Source organism: Flavobacterium sp. 2, from assembly GCF_049949195.1.
In the GTDB taxonomy this organism is placed as follows: domain Bacteria; phylum Bacteroidota; class Bacteroidia; order Flavobacteriales; family Flavobacteriaceae; genus Flavobacterium.
In genome coordinates, this window is the sequence record NZ_CP188206.1 from 1,509,413 (window position 1) to 1,528,086 (window position 18,674).

The following is an 18,674-nucleotide window of genomic DNA, read 5'->3' on the forward strand; positions in this document are numbered from 1 at the left end:
TTCTTAAACAGAAAATCCTTATTAACTTACTTTTAATATTTTACGGCATTCCGTAAAATAATATAATTGAAAATAAAAAAACCGAAACCACATTTGAAATGTAGTTTCGGTTTTTATAATTTATAGTTCTTAAAAACTTTCTTTTAAATTGAAGTTTAAGACTTTAGAAGCTCCACACCTGGCACTTTTACGTGCGCAGCATTTGCTCTTCCACTCGGATCAAGATTATCCTGCCATTTCGGAATCCATTTACGAACCGTATGTGCAGCGCTTACCTGAGGATAGTATTTATGAAAAATACTTCTGTATAAATAAGCTTCTTTTGTTGTTGGAGAATTGTATGGGAATTCTGCACTTGCTCCGGCTAATTGCTCGTCTGTTACTTGTGAAGCACAATATTCAATCAATTCATCAACCCATTTATACCCAACTCCGTCTGAAAACTGTTCTTTCTGACGCCATAAAACTTCTGCCGGCAAATAAGGATCTTCTGGAGTATCAAATGCTTTTCTTAAAATATATTTTTCAATGCCATCATATGTTTTCGGCTGTTTCTCTTCTGGTTTAATTCGGATAGCAACATCTAAAAATGCAGTATCCAGGAACGGAACTCTTGCCTCCAAACCATGCGCCATTGTAGTTTTATCAACACGTAATAAATCGGCAGTAAAAAGCTTTTGAACTCTTTCTATAGTTTCATCCTGAAACGCTTCTGTTGATGGCGCATTTCTAAAATATAAATGTCCACCAAAAATCTCATCGGCACCTTCACCAGAAAGAAGAACTTTTATTCCGGCATCAGCAATTGCTTTTGATAAAATGTACATTGGAACTCCAGATCTTACTGAAATAATATCATACGTTTCAATATGATAAATTACTTGTTCCAATACTTTAACGCCTTCTTCAACAGAAAAATGAATTTCATGATGCTCTGTTCCTAAAAACTCAGCTGCTTTTCTTGCTGCGATATTATCAGGAGCATCAGCATTTAAGCCAATAGAAAACGAATGCAGTTTTTGCCCATTTTCTTTTAAAAGCCTAGAAGCTATAGCCGAAATCAAAGAAGTATCCAAACCTCCTGACATGACAGCTCCTAAAGGAACATTGCTCAGTAAACGTTTACGCGTAGCCTCAATCAAACTCTCACGGATTAAGCCTAAATCTAAACTTTCAATTGCTTTTTTATGATCCTCGCAATCTGGCTGATAATATTTTACAAAACCAGTTTTTGCTGTATAATAATGCCCTGGAGGGAAAGTTGAAAACGATTTACATTGATCCGCAATTGATTTCATTTCAGAAGAAAAATAAATTCTTCCTCTTTCGTCCAAACCATAATACAACGGTTTCACTCCAATTGGATCTCTACCTGCGATATAATCATCTCCATCGATTATAACGAAAGCAAAATCTCCATCTAATTTATTACAGAAATTATATCCAAACTCTTCATACAAATGCACAATAACTTCTGAATCTGAATTGGTTCTGAAAGTATGATCTTTTAAAATAGTATTTTTTAATTCCTGATAATTGTAAATCTCACCATCGTGAATCATCCAGGCTCTATTTGTTCCCTGAATAGGCTGTTTGCCAGTATTTAAGTCAACAATTGATAAACTTTCGTGACAAAGCACGCTTCCGTTATCCATAATGTGCAAATCACTCTCATCTGGTCCGCGATGAGACATTCTTGCTGAAAGCTCTTGTACAAGTTTTGGGTCTTTTCCTTTGCCTATTACGGCTAATAATCCAGACATATTCTAATTTTTTTTACTTATTATTTTCTTCAAACTCACTATATGAAGCCAATTAGCTGCAAAAACGATTATACTTTATAATCTGCAGCAAAACTAAATATTATTTTCTGCTTTTCCTTTATAATCCTATTATAATATCAGACATTTAACTTTATTTCGACGAATGTCAAATATAAAAAAGAAAGTCAAATTATTGTCGAAGTTATTTTTAACTATCTGAAAACATACAATCTAAATAACTTAAGACAAGAAAAACGTCCTCAATTAAGAGAACGTTTTTCTGCAATATATATACTAATTCTAAAATTATACTTGTTTATGCTTTAACATAAGCGTCGTCATGAACACTTGCTACAGCTCTTCCAGAAGGATCGTTCATGTTTTTGAAAGCTTCATCCCACTCTAAAGCGATTTTTGTACTACACGCAACGCTTGCTTCCTGAGGCACACATAACGCAGCAGCATCGCTTGGGAAATGTTCTGTAAAAATTGAACGATAGTAATATTCTTCTTTTGAAGTTGGTGTCTGCAATGGGAATTTGTATTTCGCATTTGCTAATTGCTCATCCGAAACTTCTCTTGCAACAACTTCTTTTAATGTATCAATCCAGCTGTATCCTACTCCATCTGAGAACTGTTCTTTTTGTCTCCAAGCTACACTTTCCGGAAGCATTTCTTCAAAAGCTTTACGAACAACCCATTTTTCCATTGGGTGTTCTTTGTTAATCATTTTATCTTGTGGGTTGATGCGCATTGCAACATCCATAAATTCTTTGTCTAAGAAAGGTACACGGCCTTCGATTCCCCATGCAGCCAAACTTTTGTTTGCACGTAAACAGTCGTACATGTGAAGTTTACTCAATTTACGAACGTTTTCTTCGTGGAATTCTCTAGCATTTGGTGCTTTATGGAAATATAAATATCCTCCGAATAACTCATCTGCTCCTTCTCCTGAAAGTACCATTTTGATTCCCATCGACTTGATAACTCTCGCCATTAACCACATTGGAGTTGAAGCTCTAACTGTAGTTACATCGTATGTTTCAAGGTTGTAAATAACATCACGAACAGCATCTAAACCTTCTTGAATCGTGAATTTAATTTCGTGGTGAATAGTTCCAATATGATCTGCTACTTTTCTTGCAGCTGCTAAATCTGGAGAACCTTCCAATCCAACTGAAAACGAGTGCAATTGCGGATACCAAGCTTCTGTTGTATCATCAGACTCGATTCTGTTTTTTGCATATTTTTTGGCAACAGCCGAAGTAATAGACGAATCTAAACCTCCAGAAAGTAAAACTCCATAAGGAACGTCACTCATTAATTGTCTGTGAACTGCCGCTTCCAATGCTTTTTTGATTTCTGGAATACTTGTTTCGTTGTCTTTTACAGCATCATATTCTGTCCAGTCTCTTTTGTACCATTGTACAAATTCACCGTCTTTGCTTGATAAATAATGTCCTGGAGGAAACAATTCAATTTTTGTACAATATCCTTCTAAAGCTTTCAATTCTGAAGCCACATAAAAAGTTCCATGCTGATCCCAACCAATATATAATGGAATAATTCCCATGTGGTCACGAGCAACAAAATACTCATCTTTATCAACATCATAAATTGCAAATCCGAAGATTCCGTTCATTTCATCAACAAAATGAGGTCCTTTTTCTTTGTAAAGTGCCAAGATAACTTCGCAATCGCTTTCTGTTTGAAAGTTGTATTTTCCTTCAAATTGCTTACGAAGATCTCTGTGATTGTAAATTTCACCATTTGCAGCCAAAACCAATTTTTTATCTTCTGTAAATAAAGGTTGTTTTCCTGAAGCTGGATCTACAATCGCCAAACGCTCATGCGAAAGAATTGCTTTATCATTACTGTAAATTCCGCTCCAGTCTGGTCCACGGTGACGAATGATTTTAGACATTTCTAATACTTGAGGTCTTAAAGTTTCGGCTTTTTGTTTTAGATCAAAGGCACATACAATTCCGCACATAATTCTATATTTTTATTTTGTAAATTTTAATTTGATAAGGCAAAGATGCGGTAATGGTTACAATTGAAAAACACAAATAGTCGTTTCAGTTACAATTTTAAATCATAAATTAAATTTTACATGTAAAATGTAAAATTTTAACACTAAAAATTGGCTTGAACTTGAAAATTTTAATTTTGAAGAGAAAATACGAGTAAAATCGAAGGTTTTTAAAAAATCCTTGCATTAAATTTTAAGATATTTAAATATCGATGAATAATTCACAAACAGAATAGAGAAAGCTGTTCAGAAATTATTTTATGTTCAATCTTGTCATTAGATATCAACTTACAATTTGTCATTTCGAAGAACAAGAAATGACAAGATTGCGAAAAACTTTGAGAAAACTATTAATGTTTACTCAACACTCTCAATAGTATAATGCGTCTTATTAATCTCAAACTGAAATCCAACTTTATTTCCCATTAAATGATTGCCTAAGGGAGATTGTGGAGAAAGTGCAATAACATTAATTCCGTCAATTGCAATTTTTGGAAGTGCCACACTTACGTATAAATAGATTCCGTTTGCTTTTACCAAACTGCCCGAAATAATATTTTCTGTAGTTTTTACAGCATCAATTTTATCTAAAATCGCTTTTTGAGCAATAGCTTCTTTTAGTTTATTAGTCAATTTTTCCTGTTCGATGTGCATCATCGACAAAGCTGTTTCGTGCTTATCGCCGGCAGAACCTTTGGCATCATTTTTTGAATCTTCGGTCAAGCCAGAAATCATGTCTTTAAAAACATCAATTCGGTCCTGAACCATTTGCATATAATGGGAATATATTTTTTCTTTAAAAGTCATTTTTTTAAGCTACTAAGATTCTAAGTTGCAAAGATGCTAAGGTTTTTCTTTATATAAAAAAATTAGCCATGAAATCACGAATTTACTCCAAAAAACTCATGAAATCATGGCTAAAAAAGACGCAATTTTAAAGTAGATTTGCGCCTAAGTGCCTTTACGGCAAAATCTTCCTAAAAATCAAATTTGTAATTTCCTCCAACTAAAACCTGAAATCCCTGAACAGGATAATTCAGCCATTTTTCATAAGCCTGATTTCCAATATTATTTAGTTTTAAGAAGAAAGTCAAACGTTCATTGTATTTATATCCTAAATGAGCATTAGCATCAAAATAGCTTTTTAAAGTTATTACAGATGGCTCAACTCCAAAATCTAGATTCGTTTGCATATCTTTTCGGTCTCCAACAAAAAACACATTCAAACCTGCGTACCATTGTTTAGTAATAGTAACATCAAGATTCGAACTAATTTTCATTGATGGCAAATTCCAAGCTTCTAAACCGTCTGTTTTATAACTGTTGAAAGTACCGTTGATTCCAAAAGAAACGTTTTTAGAAAAATCAGCTTTTAATTCTCCGTAGAAACGGAAAGTTCTCACATCATCATAAACTACATTAAAAGAGTTTCCGAAAGCATAATTTTGGTTTGAAAAATCTTCTGTATAATCCTGGCTTTTAAACAACGCTTTGTCTTTTTCATTCAAATACGAGCCTGTCAAATTATAACTAACATTGTTGGCCAATTTCCCTTTTAATCCAGCAAAAACTGTATATTGATTGCTTGTTGGTCTCATATTTAAAGTTGGCGACAAAAATGGATTTTCGGTCACAAAATCAGCATATGAGTTTTGATTTAAGCTTCCGTTTACTCCGGTATAGAAAATCATTAAATCACCTACCAATTTATAAGAAGCGTTTACTTTTGGATAGATAAAAAATTTGTTTCCACTGTTTTCCGAATCTAAACCATAAAACAATCCAGCTCCTAATTCTAAAGTCCATTCGTTTTCATGAATTACAAAACTTGGCTCAATTCCAAAATTGGTCAAACTGTATTTTAGAGGTTCCGTATTATCTCTCGCATAATTATGTTCGAAAGAACCGCTAACATGGTCAACAATAACATTTGTAGTTATGGCCTGATCCATTATATCAACTTTGAAAGTTGGTTTTAGATAAAAACGATTTTCTGAAGATGAAAAACTATCTGAAAAATGCGTAAATCGAGTTGCAATTTTACTGAAAATTCCTTCTGTAAATTCAGCATTTCCGCCAAGCGAAATTGTATTATAGGAATGATTTGGGTTAATTCCTCTAATCAAATCTTCCTGTGTTTGTGGCGGCAAAGTCATTCCGAAATCCGTTGGAAGTCCGTACCAATTGTATAACTGATTTTGATACCCTAAATCAACACCCCAAGACATATCACGATTGATAACTCCATAACCAACATTTAAGGCTGTATCATAAAATTCATCATTCAGATTCACATCTTTAATACCTCCTTGTGATGAATGATGACGAAGCATTCCAGCCACGTAATCATTATTTCCCAAATCTTGGGTAACAAACAATTCAGCATTTAAAGTTCCGTAATTACCAACTCCAGCAGTTACATAATTATTAAACAATCTTTCTTTTTTAGATTTGTCCACAGCTTGCGCATTTCCTTTTGAAGGCGTAAAAGTTGAAGCAACCGGAACCGAAAGAATACTATATTTTATAGTTTCTTTTGGCTGATTTCCTGTATCGTCAAGCGAAGGTGTTTCTTTCACTTTAAACGCATCTGATATAGTTGGTGAATAAGGTTTTACCACATTAACCGTTTCAGATCCGATATTTTCATTTTTCTTCTGCGAAAACGAAAGCTGGCAAACAAGCAACACTAGTAAAACGACAATTTTATTTCGGCAGTTAATTTTCATATTTCTTTCTTTTTTAGAGAAAAGAATCTAGAATAAAGAAGAAAGACTTTTTTCCCTATTTCTATTTTTCTCTATCTTTTTTATTCTTATTTCTAATATCTTGGCTCTTTACTCTTTTTTCTATTTTCTATTTTCTAAACTTCCCACTCGCCTTTAGCAACAAATTGCGCTTTTCCTCCAATTTTTATATCAAACTGATCATCAGTTAATTTTCCTTTGAAATATATTTGCGATGGACGACCTATATAATCTCCCTGATAATTGATTAGTTCAAATTCAGGTTTGTGGTATTTCAACAGAAAAGCCTGAAGGCAAGTACTTGCACTTCCTGTAGCGGCATCTTCAACCAATTGATTATGCTCAACACATAACATTCTGCTGAATAATTTTGAGCCTTCTAAATAATAAAAATACAAGCCTCTGTGATCGGTTTTGCAATTATTCTTAAGCCATTTATCGGTTTTATCTTTATCTAAAACCAAATTTTCAAGCGCTCTTTTACTGCTTAATCCGACCATTACAAAAGCACTTCCGGTTGTCACTTCCTGAATTGGAAATTGATTTTCAAAATCGCTTATTTGCAGATTGCTGAATGACGTTAAATCTTCTTTTGAAAAAATATCCCAGAATTTCGGCTGGGCTGCTTTCAACCAAATCAACTCATCTGATTTATGAATCGCAATTGGCCCAATTGGAACTTCTAATTTAATTTCGTCAGGCGAATTATCAAAAATCTTATTCATCAAAACCCATGAAGTTCCAATTATTGGATGACCCGCAAACTGCATTTCATGAGCCGGAGTAAATATTCTAATCTCAGCTTTATTATTTTCTCTATCCAATTTGGTTACAAATGTACTTTCGGCAAAATTGATTTCGCGCGCCATTTGTTGCATTTCTGTCGAACTTAAATTTCCTGCATCTAAAAAAACCGCCAATTGATTTCCGGCATATTTTTTATCAGCAAAAACATCAACTATATAAAAAGGTAAACTCATTTCTTTCTTTTTTTGAGAAAATAGAAAATAGAATAAAGAGAATAGACTTTCAATCTTTGCTTCCCAATCTATATTCTATGTTCTTTTTTCTATGTTCTTCTATTCTTATTTAGTAATTGAAGAATTCGTTTTTGATTCTTCTAATTTAATCGCGCTCAATTCTCTTTTAGCTTCTTCAACAACATCCGGATAATCTGTAAAATTATTGATTACGTTATCCAAAATATAAGTTGCCTGATAACTGTCTTTTAATCCGTAGAAATTTTTCGCCATTAAAACCAAGCCTTTCGCACCATAATATTTGTAAGCCGAATAACTTTTTGCCAGTTTTTGAACAGCAATATTTGATGCGTCAAATTTCCCTTCTTTGGTTTTAAAATAAGCATCATAATACAATGCTTCAGCTGCTAATTCTCCTTTTGATGTTGTTAAAAGTTTTGCATAAGCCGTTTTTGCCTTGTCTTCATTTCCTGTTTGCATTGCAGCGCGGGCAACAATAATTTGCGCATCGGCTTTTACGCCAGCATCGGCTTTTGGATTTTCTAAAACTTTCTCTGCTGAAGTAACTGAATTATCATAATCTTTTTTGTCATAATAACATTTCATCAAATTAGCTTGGGCGAAGTTTTTATTCTGAGGATAATCAGCACCATTTTCCAAACGTACCAAAACCGGAATCGCTTTATCACAATCTTTTGCTTTTAGGTAAATCTGAGCCAATCTATTCAAAGCTTGTTCTGTAAATTCATTTCTTGGCTGATCGATTACATATTGATAATTTGCAACTGATTTCATTTCTAAACCATCAGCATAATACAATTGCGCCAGGTAGAAATTAGCTTCTAAAGCATGTAAACCTGAAGGAAATTTGTTTACATAACCTGCAAAACCTGTAACTGCTGCTTTACTGCTATTTTGAGTATATTGTTTGAAAGCAGCGTCGTAAGTATCATTATCCAATTCGGCATCTGTAACCGAAACAAAATCTAATGTTTTAACCCAAGTTGCATATTCATCCACTTTTCCTGAATCAACATAAATCAATCTTGCTGTAGCAACGGCCTCTAAAGCTTCAGGCGTTTTAGGGAATTCTGCAGTCACTTTTTTGAATTTAGCCAAAGCCAATTCGTCGCGATCAGAATTGTAATAAATCAAACCTTGTTTCAAAATTGATTTTGACGTAAATGAACCATCTTTATATTCCGAAATCAACTGATCATAGGTTTTAATTGCCAAATCATTTTTCTTGTCGGCTACATAAGTATTTCCTAATTCAAACAAAACATCATCGCGATATTCTGATTTTTTATACATTTTTAGGAAGTTGTTCAGCTCGTTGATTTTTTGATCATTTTTCGACATAAAACCATACGATAATGCTTTTTGAAATTGTGCATAATCAGCATCAACTCCTTTTGCGTCAATTGCTTTTCCGTACGCTTCCATTGCTTGTGAATATTTAGAATTCACAAAACGGGAATCTCCCAAACGCAAATACGAATCGTTTAAACGTGATTTATCAGAAGGAGAATTATCAATCTGCGCCTGAAATGAAGTTGCAGCCTGATCGTAATCTTTCAGCTTGAAATAAGTGTAACCAATATTATAATTGATGTTTTTGTATTCTTCTGTCGATTTTGCAGCAGCTTGCCCGGCAAACTGTTTGTAAGTCAACAAAGCATTCTGAAAATCATCTGCAAGATATTCTGTTTCAGCTTTCCAGAAAGTGGCACGCGCTGTAAATTCAGGTGTTTTTTGCTCGCTGATGGCGCTTTTAAACATTTTTCCAGCTTCAGCATAATTAGATTCGTTGTACAATTCCAATCCTCTGTAAAACAACACTTTTTGATAAGCTGCCTTATTTTCTGAAGTTCTGTTTTTCTCTAATAAAGTTAAAGCTTCTTTATAATTTTTTGTAGAAATATAAGAGTCAACTAATAATTTTTCAACTTCAGATTTGCTAGAATTGTTTGGATATTTTTTCAAGAAATCAAGCAAAATTCCAGGAACAGTTTGATAAGCATTTCCGATATCATAACTCAATTTCGCATAATTCAGCGCTGCATCTTCCTGAATTTGAGCATTAAATTCCATTTCCGAAGCATTTTTGAAAGCATTCAAAGCTTCTTGTTTTTTACCTGTATTCAAATAACTCAAACCTAAATGATAATACGCATTTTGCGCAACGAAATCTTTTCCTTCAATAATTTTGTTGAATTGAGAAATCGCTTTTTCGTAGTCTTTCTTTTCGTAATATGCGTAACCTAATTGATAAAAATCGGTATTATTCCATTTTCCTTTTTTTCCTGCGTAAAGCTCTAAATATGGAATCGCTTTGTCGTATTGTTTTAAATTGAAATAACTTTCTCCAATGATTTTATTCAATTCTGATTTTTCCATTTCATTTGATTTAGCCATTGCTTTTTGGCCCAAATCGATTGCTTTTTGGAAATTTCCTAATTTGAAATTCATATCAGCCTGATAGTACGAAAGCTTTTCTTTGTACTTCTCCTCACCAGAAACTTCATCAAAATATTTGGTTGCTTCTTTATAATCGTCGCCTTCATAAGCCATAAATCCTAAATAATATTTGGCCTGAGATCCAAATTCAGGAGAGTTTACGACTTTATTAAAATATGTAGTAGCTTCTTTTTTCTTTTTGGCATTGAAATAACTGTAACCTTTCTGAAAATTAAATTTATCAGAATCTGATTTGCTCATATAGCTTTCATCCACTTTGTCAAACCATTGCAACGCTTTTGGATAATTTCCTTGTTCGAAAAAATATTGCGCTACTTCAATATAAGCCTGATTTTGTTTGGTACTCGTTGGATAATCATCTACAAATTTTTCCATCAACGCATCAGCATTTGGCTGATTGGTTCTAATCGCGCAGTTTGCGATATAATATGCACAATCTGATTTTACTTCTTCAGTTGGTGCCGTATTATTTTTTACATATTCAAAAATATGTTGTGCCGATGCATATTGTTTGTCATTGTATAAAGCCACCGCTTTATCAAAATCCTTTAATTCGTAAGTATATATAGCTGATTTTTGTGCCGAAACTGTGGTCGAAATAAGAATAATTTGGAGTAAAAAGAACCAGGAAAGTCTACGCATTTTAGTTTTATTTAGTATTCAAATTTATCATTTTATACCGTTTATAACGAAACGTTTCTGGCTTTTATTATAAAAAAATCTTCAACAGATGATATTTTAGAACACAATAAAAAACCATTTTTAACCCTATAAGTAATATAAGTAATTATAAACTAGGATGTTTTCGCAGATTAACTAAAATGAACTTACAATTCTTATATGGTTCAAATTTTCATTTCATTTTCTAGAATTTTTCTTAAGAAATGATTGAAATTTATTTTGAATCCAATCGTTATCTTATTACTTTTACCAATCAAATCAATTTTATTATGTCACAAACCGTACTATCTCTTAAAGAAGTCACTATATATCAAGAAGGAAGAAAAATTATATCTCATATTAATTTAGATGTTCAGCATGGTGAATTTATTTACATCATTGGAAAAACAGGTTCTGGAAAAAGTAGTTTCTTAAAAACTTTATATGCAGATTTGCCTTTAACTGAAGGTGAAGGTCACATTGTAGAATTTGATTTGGCAACTTTAAAAGAAAATGATATTCCGTATTTGAGACGTAAAATTGGGATTGTGTTTCAGGATTTCAAATTGCTTCCAGACCGTTCTGTAAAAGACAATATGATTTTTGTTTTGAAAGCAACTGGATGGACAGAAAAAGAAGCAATGGAGCACAAAATCGATGAAGTTTTGAATAAAGTTGGAATGAAAGACTTCTTAAACAAAATGCCTCACCAGCTTTCTGGAGGTGAACAACAGCGTGTTGCGATTGCAAGGGCTTTGCTTAACGATCCAGAATTTATCCTTGCCGATGAACCAACAGGAAACCTTGATCCGCAAACAAGTTCTGAGGTTTTAGAAGTATTAAAAAACATCAATGCTAATGGTAAAACGGTTATCATGGCAACGCACGATTATGCTTTATTGATGAAATTCCCATCAAAAACATTGAAATGCGAAGATGAAAGAATCTTCGAAGTGGTGCAAAGAAGCGTGTAATGCTTTCCATTTTAATTCCGATTTTTAATTACAATGTTTTACCACTCGTTAACGAACTCGTAAAACAATGCAATTCGTGCGGAATTACTTTTGAAATTCTTTGTCAGGACGACACATCCAATTCAACAGAAAACTTTCAAAACCAAGAAATTAATTCTTTTCCGAATTGTTCCTTTTTTACAAATGAAATCAATTTAGGAAGAGGGAAAAACATCAATTCGCTAGCCCAAAAAGCAAAAAATAATTGGCTTTTAATTTTAGACTGCGATACGTTTCCGGCCGAAAATAATTTTATTCAAAACTATATTTCAAGAATTACAGATTCTGAAAATATTTATTTTGGCGGAATTATTTATGAAGATAAAAAACCTGAAAAAGAACAGCTTTTGCGTTGGATTTATGGTAGGGAAAGAGAAACTTCAGCTGTTTTAAGCTCAAACTTATTAATCAAAAAGGATGTTTTTCTTCAGTTCCCATTTGATGAATCAATAACAAAATATGGCTATGAAGATTTGCTTTTTTTCGCTGTTTTGAAGAAAAAAAATTTCAAGATAAATCAAATTGAAAATCCAACTTTTCATTTAAATCTTGAAACTTCAGAATTATTTTTAGTCAAAACAAAAACAGCTTTAGAAAATTTGGTTTTTCTTTATAATTCGGAAAAAATTTCTGCAGAAGAAAGTAAAATAATTAAAGCTTTTGAACTTCTTAAAAAAATAAAATTGATTCGTTTTGCTAATTCTATTTTCAAAATAAATCAGGGAAAAATTGAACAGAATTTACTTTCTGAAAAACCATCTTTATTCCTTTTTGACCTTTATAAATTGGGATATTTTTGCTTTCTGCATTCCTGCAAGGTTTCCAGACAGTTATTAGTCTAGTTTGTCATTTCGAGGAACGAGAAATCTCCACGAGAAGCTCCGTCCCTAAAGTTCAACAATCTTTGTAGAGTTACTTGCGGAGATTTCTCGTTCCTCGAAATGACAAACTAGATGCTAATGTTATAATTCTTCGAAAAACTGCTTCCACTTCTCCATTATTTTCTCTACAGAATAATTCTCAGAAGTTTGTTTGGCGTTCTTTCTAAACATTATTCTTAATTCTTCCTTTTCAATTAAATAGGAAATTTTTTCAGCATATTTTTCGAAATTATTATCGGGAATTAAAAAACCATTTTCATTATTTTTAATGATAGACCTTGGTCCCGTTGGACAATCAAAAGCAATACAAGGCAAGCCTGAAGCCATTGCTTCCAACAAAACCATCGGAAAACCTTCAGTTCTGGAAGTCATGGCATAAATGGAAGATTCAAGATATTTTTCTTCGATATTTTTCACGAAACTGAAAATATTTATGTTTGAAGTCATTCCTAAATCAACAACAATAGTATTTAAAGAATCAACTTCATCAGTATAAATTTCCAAAACCCAATCCGGATGTATACCGATTACTTTTTCCCAAATTACTATTAATCGATCTAAGCCTTTTTCATATGAATTCCGGGCAACACAAATAACTTTTTTATTTTTTAATGAAGAAGTATTTTGTGTTTTTATCCACGATGGATTGGGAATTACGATTACATTTTTCGCTTTCCATTCGTTTTGGCTTTCCTCTGAAAGTGCTACAATTTTTGTGAATTTTCGAACACTAAAATCTTTAAATCTGTATTTTATTTTCTGAATTGATTTTGAAATGAAATCTGTTTTTTGAGCTTTTTCTTCAATAAATTTTGAACCATGAACTTCAAAAACAATCGGACTTTTTGTTTTGACAATAAACGGAAAAACAAATGCTTTCAAACCATTGTCAGCAACTAAAATTACGTCTGGTTTGATTTCCTGAATCGTTTGATTTACTTGTTTTTGATAGGATTTTAAAAACTGAAAAGCGTTTCCGTTTAAAATCATATTATGAAAAATAATCTCAGAATTGAAGTTATAAAAAGGCAAATCATTTTCTTCATTTTGAGATAAAATATGAACTTCATAATTAAAATGCTCCACAAAATAATTCGCCTTAATCGACAAAACGCGCGCGACGCCACCGGCATTTTTTATTTTGGGAACAATATAAAGAAGTCTCATTTTTTGGAATTCAAAAATGTTTCATAATCCCGAATATAATCGGATTCTTCAAAAACATCGGAAGCCAAAACCAAACAAATTGCTCCTGATGAAAAGTTTTCTAACTCACGCCAAATTCCTTTTGGCAAATGAAGTCCAACGTTTGGTTTGTTCAGCAAATAGCTTTTTTTCTGACTTCCGTCATTTACTATAACTTCAAAACTTCCGCTTAAAGCAATCAAAACTTCATGCTGATCAATATGCGAATGACCGCCACGAAAAGCACTGCTCGGCACATCAAAAAGATAGTAAACTCTTTTGAATTCAAATGGCAAAACGCCATTTTGAATAAAGGCTAAATTTCCACTTAAGTTTTCAACTACAGGAATTTTTAGTAAATCTATATCTTGAATTGTTGTCATATTTTTAGTCTCGTTGCAACAAATTTAACCATTGATTTCCAATTTTTTCCAATAAAAAAGGTTCGATGCTTTTCAGTGCATTTTGTTTGCATTTTTGATACAAATCTTCATCTGAAATTAAAAGATTTAAAGCTTCTGTCAATTTTTTCCAATTCTGGTTTTCGACCAAAATACCATTTCCAAAAGTCGTAATCATATCTCGCGGCCCAAAATCACAATCAAAAGAAACAACCGGAATTTCGCAGGCCAAAGCTTCTAAAATCACATTCGGGAAACCTTCATTTTTACTACTTAGAACTAAAAATTTAGCCTTGCTCAGATATTTAAACGGATTATTTTGATATCCTAAAAGATGAACAAAATCCTGAATTTTATAATCTGAAATCGCTCTTTGAAGTTTTGAATCGTCGCCATTTCCAAGAATTACCAAATGGATTTGCTTTTCTTTTAAATCAGATTTAGCATAACTGGAAATCAATTTATCAAACTGTTTTATTTCGTTTTCATATTGTCCGACAGCAATTATAAAGTCAAACTCCAAATCAATTTTTTCGTTTTGCTTTTCTTTAATTTCTTCAACATTTACCGGATTATGAATCGTTACAACGTTTTGTAATTTATGTTTGTTCTCAATCAGCGTTTTCATTTCATTTGTAATTGCCACATTTGCAAAACAATGATTATACATTAATCTTGTCAGCCAGGAATTATTGGGCATATAATGATCGATCAAAAAACTATGAACGGTAAAAATAGTTTTGGCATTATAAACAAATCGGGCAAGTATAAGTTCCTGAATAATCTTGGTCCTGAAACGAAAATCAATAATAAAAACAAATTTATTTTGGTTCAAATAAGTTCTCAAAGCCTTTAAGCGTTTGACTTTATTAAAAATCCCATTGCTTTCATTTTTCAGTAATCCGAGATTAACCAATTTCCCGGAATAAGGAAAACTGACTTCGTCCAAAACAATAATAATATCAACTTCAAATCCTTGTTTTTCAAAAAAAAGAGACAAATTTGCCATTACTTTATCACTTCCGCCTCCGCTCAGACGGTAGCCAATTAAAGCAATTTTCTTTTTTTTGTGAGACAATATCATTCGTGTTTTCTTATTTTCGTATCAAATATAACTCTTTAAAATAAAATAAGATTTAGAACCATTAAGGCATTAAGTTGCATAAAGCTTTTGGCTTAATTTTCTTAACGGAGAAAAGAGAATTAAACTTATGTTTAACTTAATTTCCTTAATATCTTAATGGTAAAAGAAAAAACATGAAGGAGAATTCATTAGTGACCATTATTTGCTTGTGCTACAACCACGAAAAATTTGTTGTAGAGAGTTTATTGTCTGCTCTAAATCAAGATTATTCTGCCATTGAAATAATTATTGTTGATGATTTTAGTACGGACAATTCCAGAGATGTCATTAAAAACTTCCTTGTCGATTATCCTAAAATTCAGTTTATTCAAAATGAAATAAATTCCGGAAGCACAAAATCTTTTAATAAAGCATTGAAACTAGCCAAAGGCGATTTTATAATTGATTTGGCCTGCGATGATATTTTACTTCCAAATTGCGTTTCATTACAACTAAAAGCTTTTGCAGAAAGTAAATTTAAAAACTTGGGCGTAGTTTATGGAAACGTCGAATTAATTACCGAAAACGGAGCATTTGATTCTTATTATTTTACAGTTGACTCAGATAAAAAAGTAATCGAAAATCGAAAAACCGGAGATATTTATTTAAGCGTAATTTCAGGCGGAAACAGTATTTGCTCCGTTTCTTCGATGGTTAAAAAATCGGTTTTTGATGATTTGAATGGTTACGACGAAAATCTGGCGTATGAAGATTTAGACATTTGGATTCGCGCTTCCCGCAAATATGAATTTGATTTTATCGATGAAATTTTGATCAAAAAAAGAATTTCAACAACTTCTTTAGGAACTCATTTTTTTCTTAAAAATGACGAAAGATCTAGGAAAATAAATTATTCTACTCATTTGATTATCAAAAAAGCAATTCGATTAAACCGAACAAAAGAAGAACATAAAGCAATTTTGAAAAGAATACATTTTGAAATGATTTTGGCTTATAAAACCTCGGATTTTAAATTGTTATTGAAATATATTTTATTAGAAACTAAACAACGCTTCAGTATATTTTTTATGTTCAAAAATTAAAAAATCCGTTTTAATCCGCGTTTTTACGAAGTAAATCCGTTAAATCTGCGTGCAAAAAAAGGAACACGGATTAAACGGATTCGCTAAAGCGAAAACGCGGATTAAAACGGATTTTTTTATGTGTTTTTACTAAATCGTCAAAAAATCATCTAGCTGTTGTTTTTCTCCTTCCCAATCACGCGAAATATTTGTTTTGACTAATTTGACGGGAATTCCGCCAATTAAAATATTATTTCCCCACGAAGTATAATCTTTATTACAAAAAGAATTAGTCGCAATGGTACAAAAATCAGGCGTTTTGGTATTTTTCATAATCGAAATCCTGCTTCCGCTAAAATTATAGTTCCCTATAAAAATTGGTCCTGTTTTTTCCTGTTTTTCACCAGTATTCGTGTCGATTATATCGTGAAAATTTGTATCGATAATTTGACTTTCAGCGCCTAAACGAACATAATTTCCTAAAACAACTTTTTCAAGGCAAATCAATTTTGCGTTTGAAGCCATTGAGGACATATTTCCTAATTCGCAAACGGCATTTTCTCCCACGAAAAGAAAATAATCTTTCCCGAATTGAAATTTTCCTTTAAAAATTAATTTTCCCTGAATATTGATTTCTGCAATTCCGCGGTGAACGGTGTTCAATTCATAAGGCTGACCAAAACCAATCATGCCTCTTTTGATGTTTCCGTCAATTTGAATTTCTCCGGAAATTGAAGTGAATTTTACTCTTTTATAAAAGAAAACCGGAAGTTTTTTAGCCGTTTCAAAAGGGAGTTTTTTGAAATTAAAATATAACGTTTTTGTCCAGTTTACCGACCAGTAAAACTTGAGTTTGTGATAAAAAGTACGGCATTTTCTGTAACTGCTTTTAATCATTTTTATCTTTTTTTCTTTCAGCAAATGACGTGAATATTTCTTTTAAATTTATCTTTTTATTGATTTGGTACAAACTAAAAGCAAACGAAATCAAAACAAAGAGAGCCGTCAAGCTGTATTTCAAAACAAGAATTTCGACATATTTGATTAAAAATGCCGAAATACAAATTAGAAAACAAACCAGATATATTTTGTAAAAATCATTTTCAAAATAAAAATTATATCGCTTTTTAGTGATGATTTTCAGTCCGATAAAATGGAAAAAAAAGTAAAAGCAGAAACTGAAACCCAAACCTTCTAAACCATAAAAATAATAACCCGCAATATTCATTATCAGAAACAAAATATTAAAACCAATTGCAGTTTTTACAAACATTTTCGAATCACCTTTGGCAATTAAAATAAAGCCAATGGACCAGGAAACCGCGCGAAAAAGCATTCCCAAAATCCCAATCGTAATCATGGGCAAAATGGCATCGAATTTATCGGTATAAATTACTTTGACAATTATCGGACTTAACGCTAAAAACAAAGCAATAATAGGCGTAACTATCAAAATTGAAATAACAGCTTGTTGTTCAACACTTTCCCTAACTTTATCATTATCAGTATTAATTGAAGCTAATTTTGGAAAATAATCGGTGCTCATTACCGTGAAAATAATTCCGACGTAAGAATTAAGCAAAGTAAATCCGGCGTTGTAAAATCCGACTTCTTCTAAACCTCCAAATTTCCCAACAAAAACTTGAACAAAATAAGTAGATAAAAGCGTCAAAACACTGCTGATTGTGAGCATAAAACCCAATTTTACAATCAGCTTGCTTTCGAGTAAAAAAGACGATTTATCTATTTTCTCTTTTTCAATTTTTATTTTATTCGAATAATAAAATGAAAAAATCAAAGCTGAAAATGAAGCAATTATAATTGTTGGAAGGATGGCATCAATTTTCAAAAAATAATAAAGCGGAATTGAGAAAAGAAGCCCGAAGAAATTTCCAAATAAATTAGCTTTCGCCAAAAAACGAAAAGAACGCAAACCCTGCAAAACTGCTAATTGTCCCGAACTTAATTGTTTAAACAAAACCGTAATTGAAAGTATTGCAAAAGCAAATGTCTGACTTGAATCTCCAAAAGTTATGATGCTTAACACTTTCGAAAAAATCAAAGTTAGCAGCATTCCAAAAATTCCTGTAAAAAACACAATCTTTTTTACGATTTGAATGGTTTTGGAAACGGTTTTTAAATCATCATTTTTATAATTTTCAGAAATGTTTTTTACCGAACTTGTTTCAATTCCGAAACCGGAAACACTGCTTAAAACGCCTAAAGTTGAATTCAGCAAAGCGATAATTCCCATTCCGGCTGGCCCGATAAAAACGGCAATTAATTTGGTACGAACAATTGAAATTACAATCGAAAAAAACTGAACGCCTCCAAAAAGTGAAGTTGTTTTTAAAATCTGCTGATATGATTTTTTATCAGACACGAA

Annotated in this window: 14 protein-coding genes; 3 read left to right on the top strand and 11 right to left on the bottom strand. The window is 32.2% G+C overall.

The features are described from left to right. Positions 1 to 155 precede the first annotated feature (155 nt). The 6 genes from asnB (ACNFIH_RS06390) to ACNFIH_RS06415 form a co-directional block, all read right to left on the bottom strand. Positions 156 to 1,763: an asparagine synthase B gene (gene asnB / locus ACNFIH_RS06390; RefSeq protein ID WP_426485958.1), complete on the bottom strand. Its 1,608-nt coding sequence runs from the start codon at positions 1,761 to 1,763 to the stop codon at positions 156 to 158. A gap of 316 nt (positions 1,764 to 2,079) precedes the next feature. Beyond that, entirely contained in the window at positions 2,080 to 3,756 is a 1,677-nt protein-coding gene (gene asnB, locus ACNFIH_RS06395; RefSeq protein ID WP_426485959.1) for an asparagine synthase B, read from the bottom strand. A gap of 396 nt (positions 3,757 to 4,152) precedes the next feature. Next, on the bottom strand, positions 4,153 to 4,602 hold the full coding sequence (locus ACNFIH_RS06400; RefSeq protein WP_426485960.1) for a hypothetical protein: 450 nt from the start codon (positions 4,600 to 4,602) through the stop codon (positions 4,153 to 4,155). Positions 4,603 to 4,772: 170 nt separating this feature from the next. Beyond that, positions 4,773 to 6,524: a TonB-dependent receptor gene (locus tag ACNFIH_RS06405; RefSeq protein ID WP_426485961.1), complete on the bottom strand. Its 1,752-nt coding sequence runs from the start codon at positions 6,522 to 6,524 to the stop codon at positions 4,773 to 4,775. A gap of 134 nt (positions 6,525 to 6,658) precedes the next feature. Further along, entirely contained in the window at positions 6,659 to 7,522 is an 864-nt protein-coding gene (locus ACNFIH_RS06410) for a PhzF family phenazine biosynthesis protein (protein WP_426485962.1), read from the bottom strand. A 105-nt stretch (positions 7,523 to 7,627) separates the two neighbouring features. Beyond that, the gene (locus ACNFIH_RS06415; protein WP_426485963.1) at positions 7,628 to 10,645 is read right to left on the bottom strand and encodes a tetratricopeptide repeat protein; all 3,018 of its coding nucleotides are present in this window, start codon (positions 10,643 to 10,645) and stop codon (positions 7,628 to 7,630) included. Between the two features lie 308 nt (positions 10,646 to 10,953). On the opposite strand from ACNFIH_RS06415, the gene ACNFIH_RS06420 reads away from it, so the two are divergent. After that, on the top strand, positions 10,954 to 11,637 hold the full coding sequence (locus tag ACNFIH_RS06420) for a cell division ATP-binding protein FtsE (protein ID WP_035649442.1): 684 nt from the start codon (positions 10,954 to 10,956) through the stop codon (positions 11,635 to 11,637). Then, positions 11,637 to 12,518: a glycosyltransferase family 2 protein gene (locus tag ACNFIH_RS06425; protein WP_426485964.1), complete on the top strand. Its 882-nt coding sequence runs from the start codon at positions 11,637 to 11,639 to the stop codon at positions 12,516 to 12,518. Before ACNFIH_RS06420 ends, ACNFIH_RS06425 begins: the two co-directional genes overlap by 1 nt. A gap of 120 nt (positions 12,519 to 12,638) precedes the next feature. Here ACNFIH_RS06425 and ACNFIH_RS06430 read toward each other — a convergent pair whose 3' ends face one another. From ACNFIH_RS06430 to ACNFIH_RS06440, 3 genes are read right to left on the bottom strand one after another with little or no spacing between them, the layout of a single operon-like run. Further along, on the bottom strand, positions 12,639 to 13,724 hold the full coding sequence (locus ACNFIH_RS06430; protein WP_426485965.1) for a glycosyltransferase family 4 protein: 1,086 nt from the start codon (positions 13,722 to 13,724) through the stop codon (positions 12,639 to 12,641). Then, the gene (locus tag ACNFIH_RS06435; protein WP_426485966.1) at positions 13,721 to 14,125 is read right to left on the bottom strand and encodes a sugar 3,4-ketoisomerase; all 405 of its coding nucleotides are present in this window, start codon (positions 14,123 to 14,125) and stop codon (positions 13,721 to 13,723) included. The genes ACNFIH_RS06430 and ACNFIH_RS06435 overlap by 4 nt, the downstream gene beginning before the upstream one ends. 4 nt (positions 14,126 to 14,129) lie before the next feature. Continuing rightward, positions 14,130 to 15,227, bottom strand: coding sequence for a glycosyltransferase (locus ACNFIH_RS06440; protein WP_426485967.1), 1,098 nt, complete (start codon positions 15,225 to 15,227; stop codon positions 14,130 to 14,132). Positions 15,228 to 15,400: 173 nt separating this feature from the next. Here ACNFIH_RS06440 and ACNFIH_RS06445 point away from each other — a divergent pair, with 173 nt between their 5' ends. Then, complete coding sequence (locus tag ACNFIH_RS06445; RefSeq protein ID WP_426485968.1) at positions 15,401 to 16,309, top strand: glycosyltransferase; 909 nt, start codon at positions 15,401 to 15,403, stop codon at positions 16,307 to 16,309. Positions 16,310 to 16,438: 129 nt separating this feature from the next. Here the strand turns inward: ACNFIH_RS06445 and ACNFIH_RS06450 are convergent, their stop codons facing one another. Both ACNFIH_RS06450 and ACNFIH_RS06455 read right to left on the bottom strand, forming a co-directional pair. Continuing rightward, the gene (locus tag ACNFIH_RS06450) at positions 16,439 to 17,185 is read right to left on the bottom strand and encodes an acyltransferase (protein WP_426485969.1); all 747 of its coding nucleotides are present in this window, start codon (positions 17,183 to 17,185) and stop codon (positions 16,439 to 16,441) included. Continuing rightward, positions 17,178 to 18,671, bottom strand: coding sequence for an oligosaccharide flippase family protein (locus ACNFIH_RS06455; protein WP_426485970.1), 1,494 nt, complete (start codon positions 18,669 to 18,671; stop codon positions 17,178 to 17,180). The genes ACNFIH_RS06450 and ACNFIH_RS06455 overlap by 8 nt, the downstream gene beginning before the upstream one ends. Positions 18,672 to 18,674 lie beyond the last annotated feature (3 nt).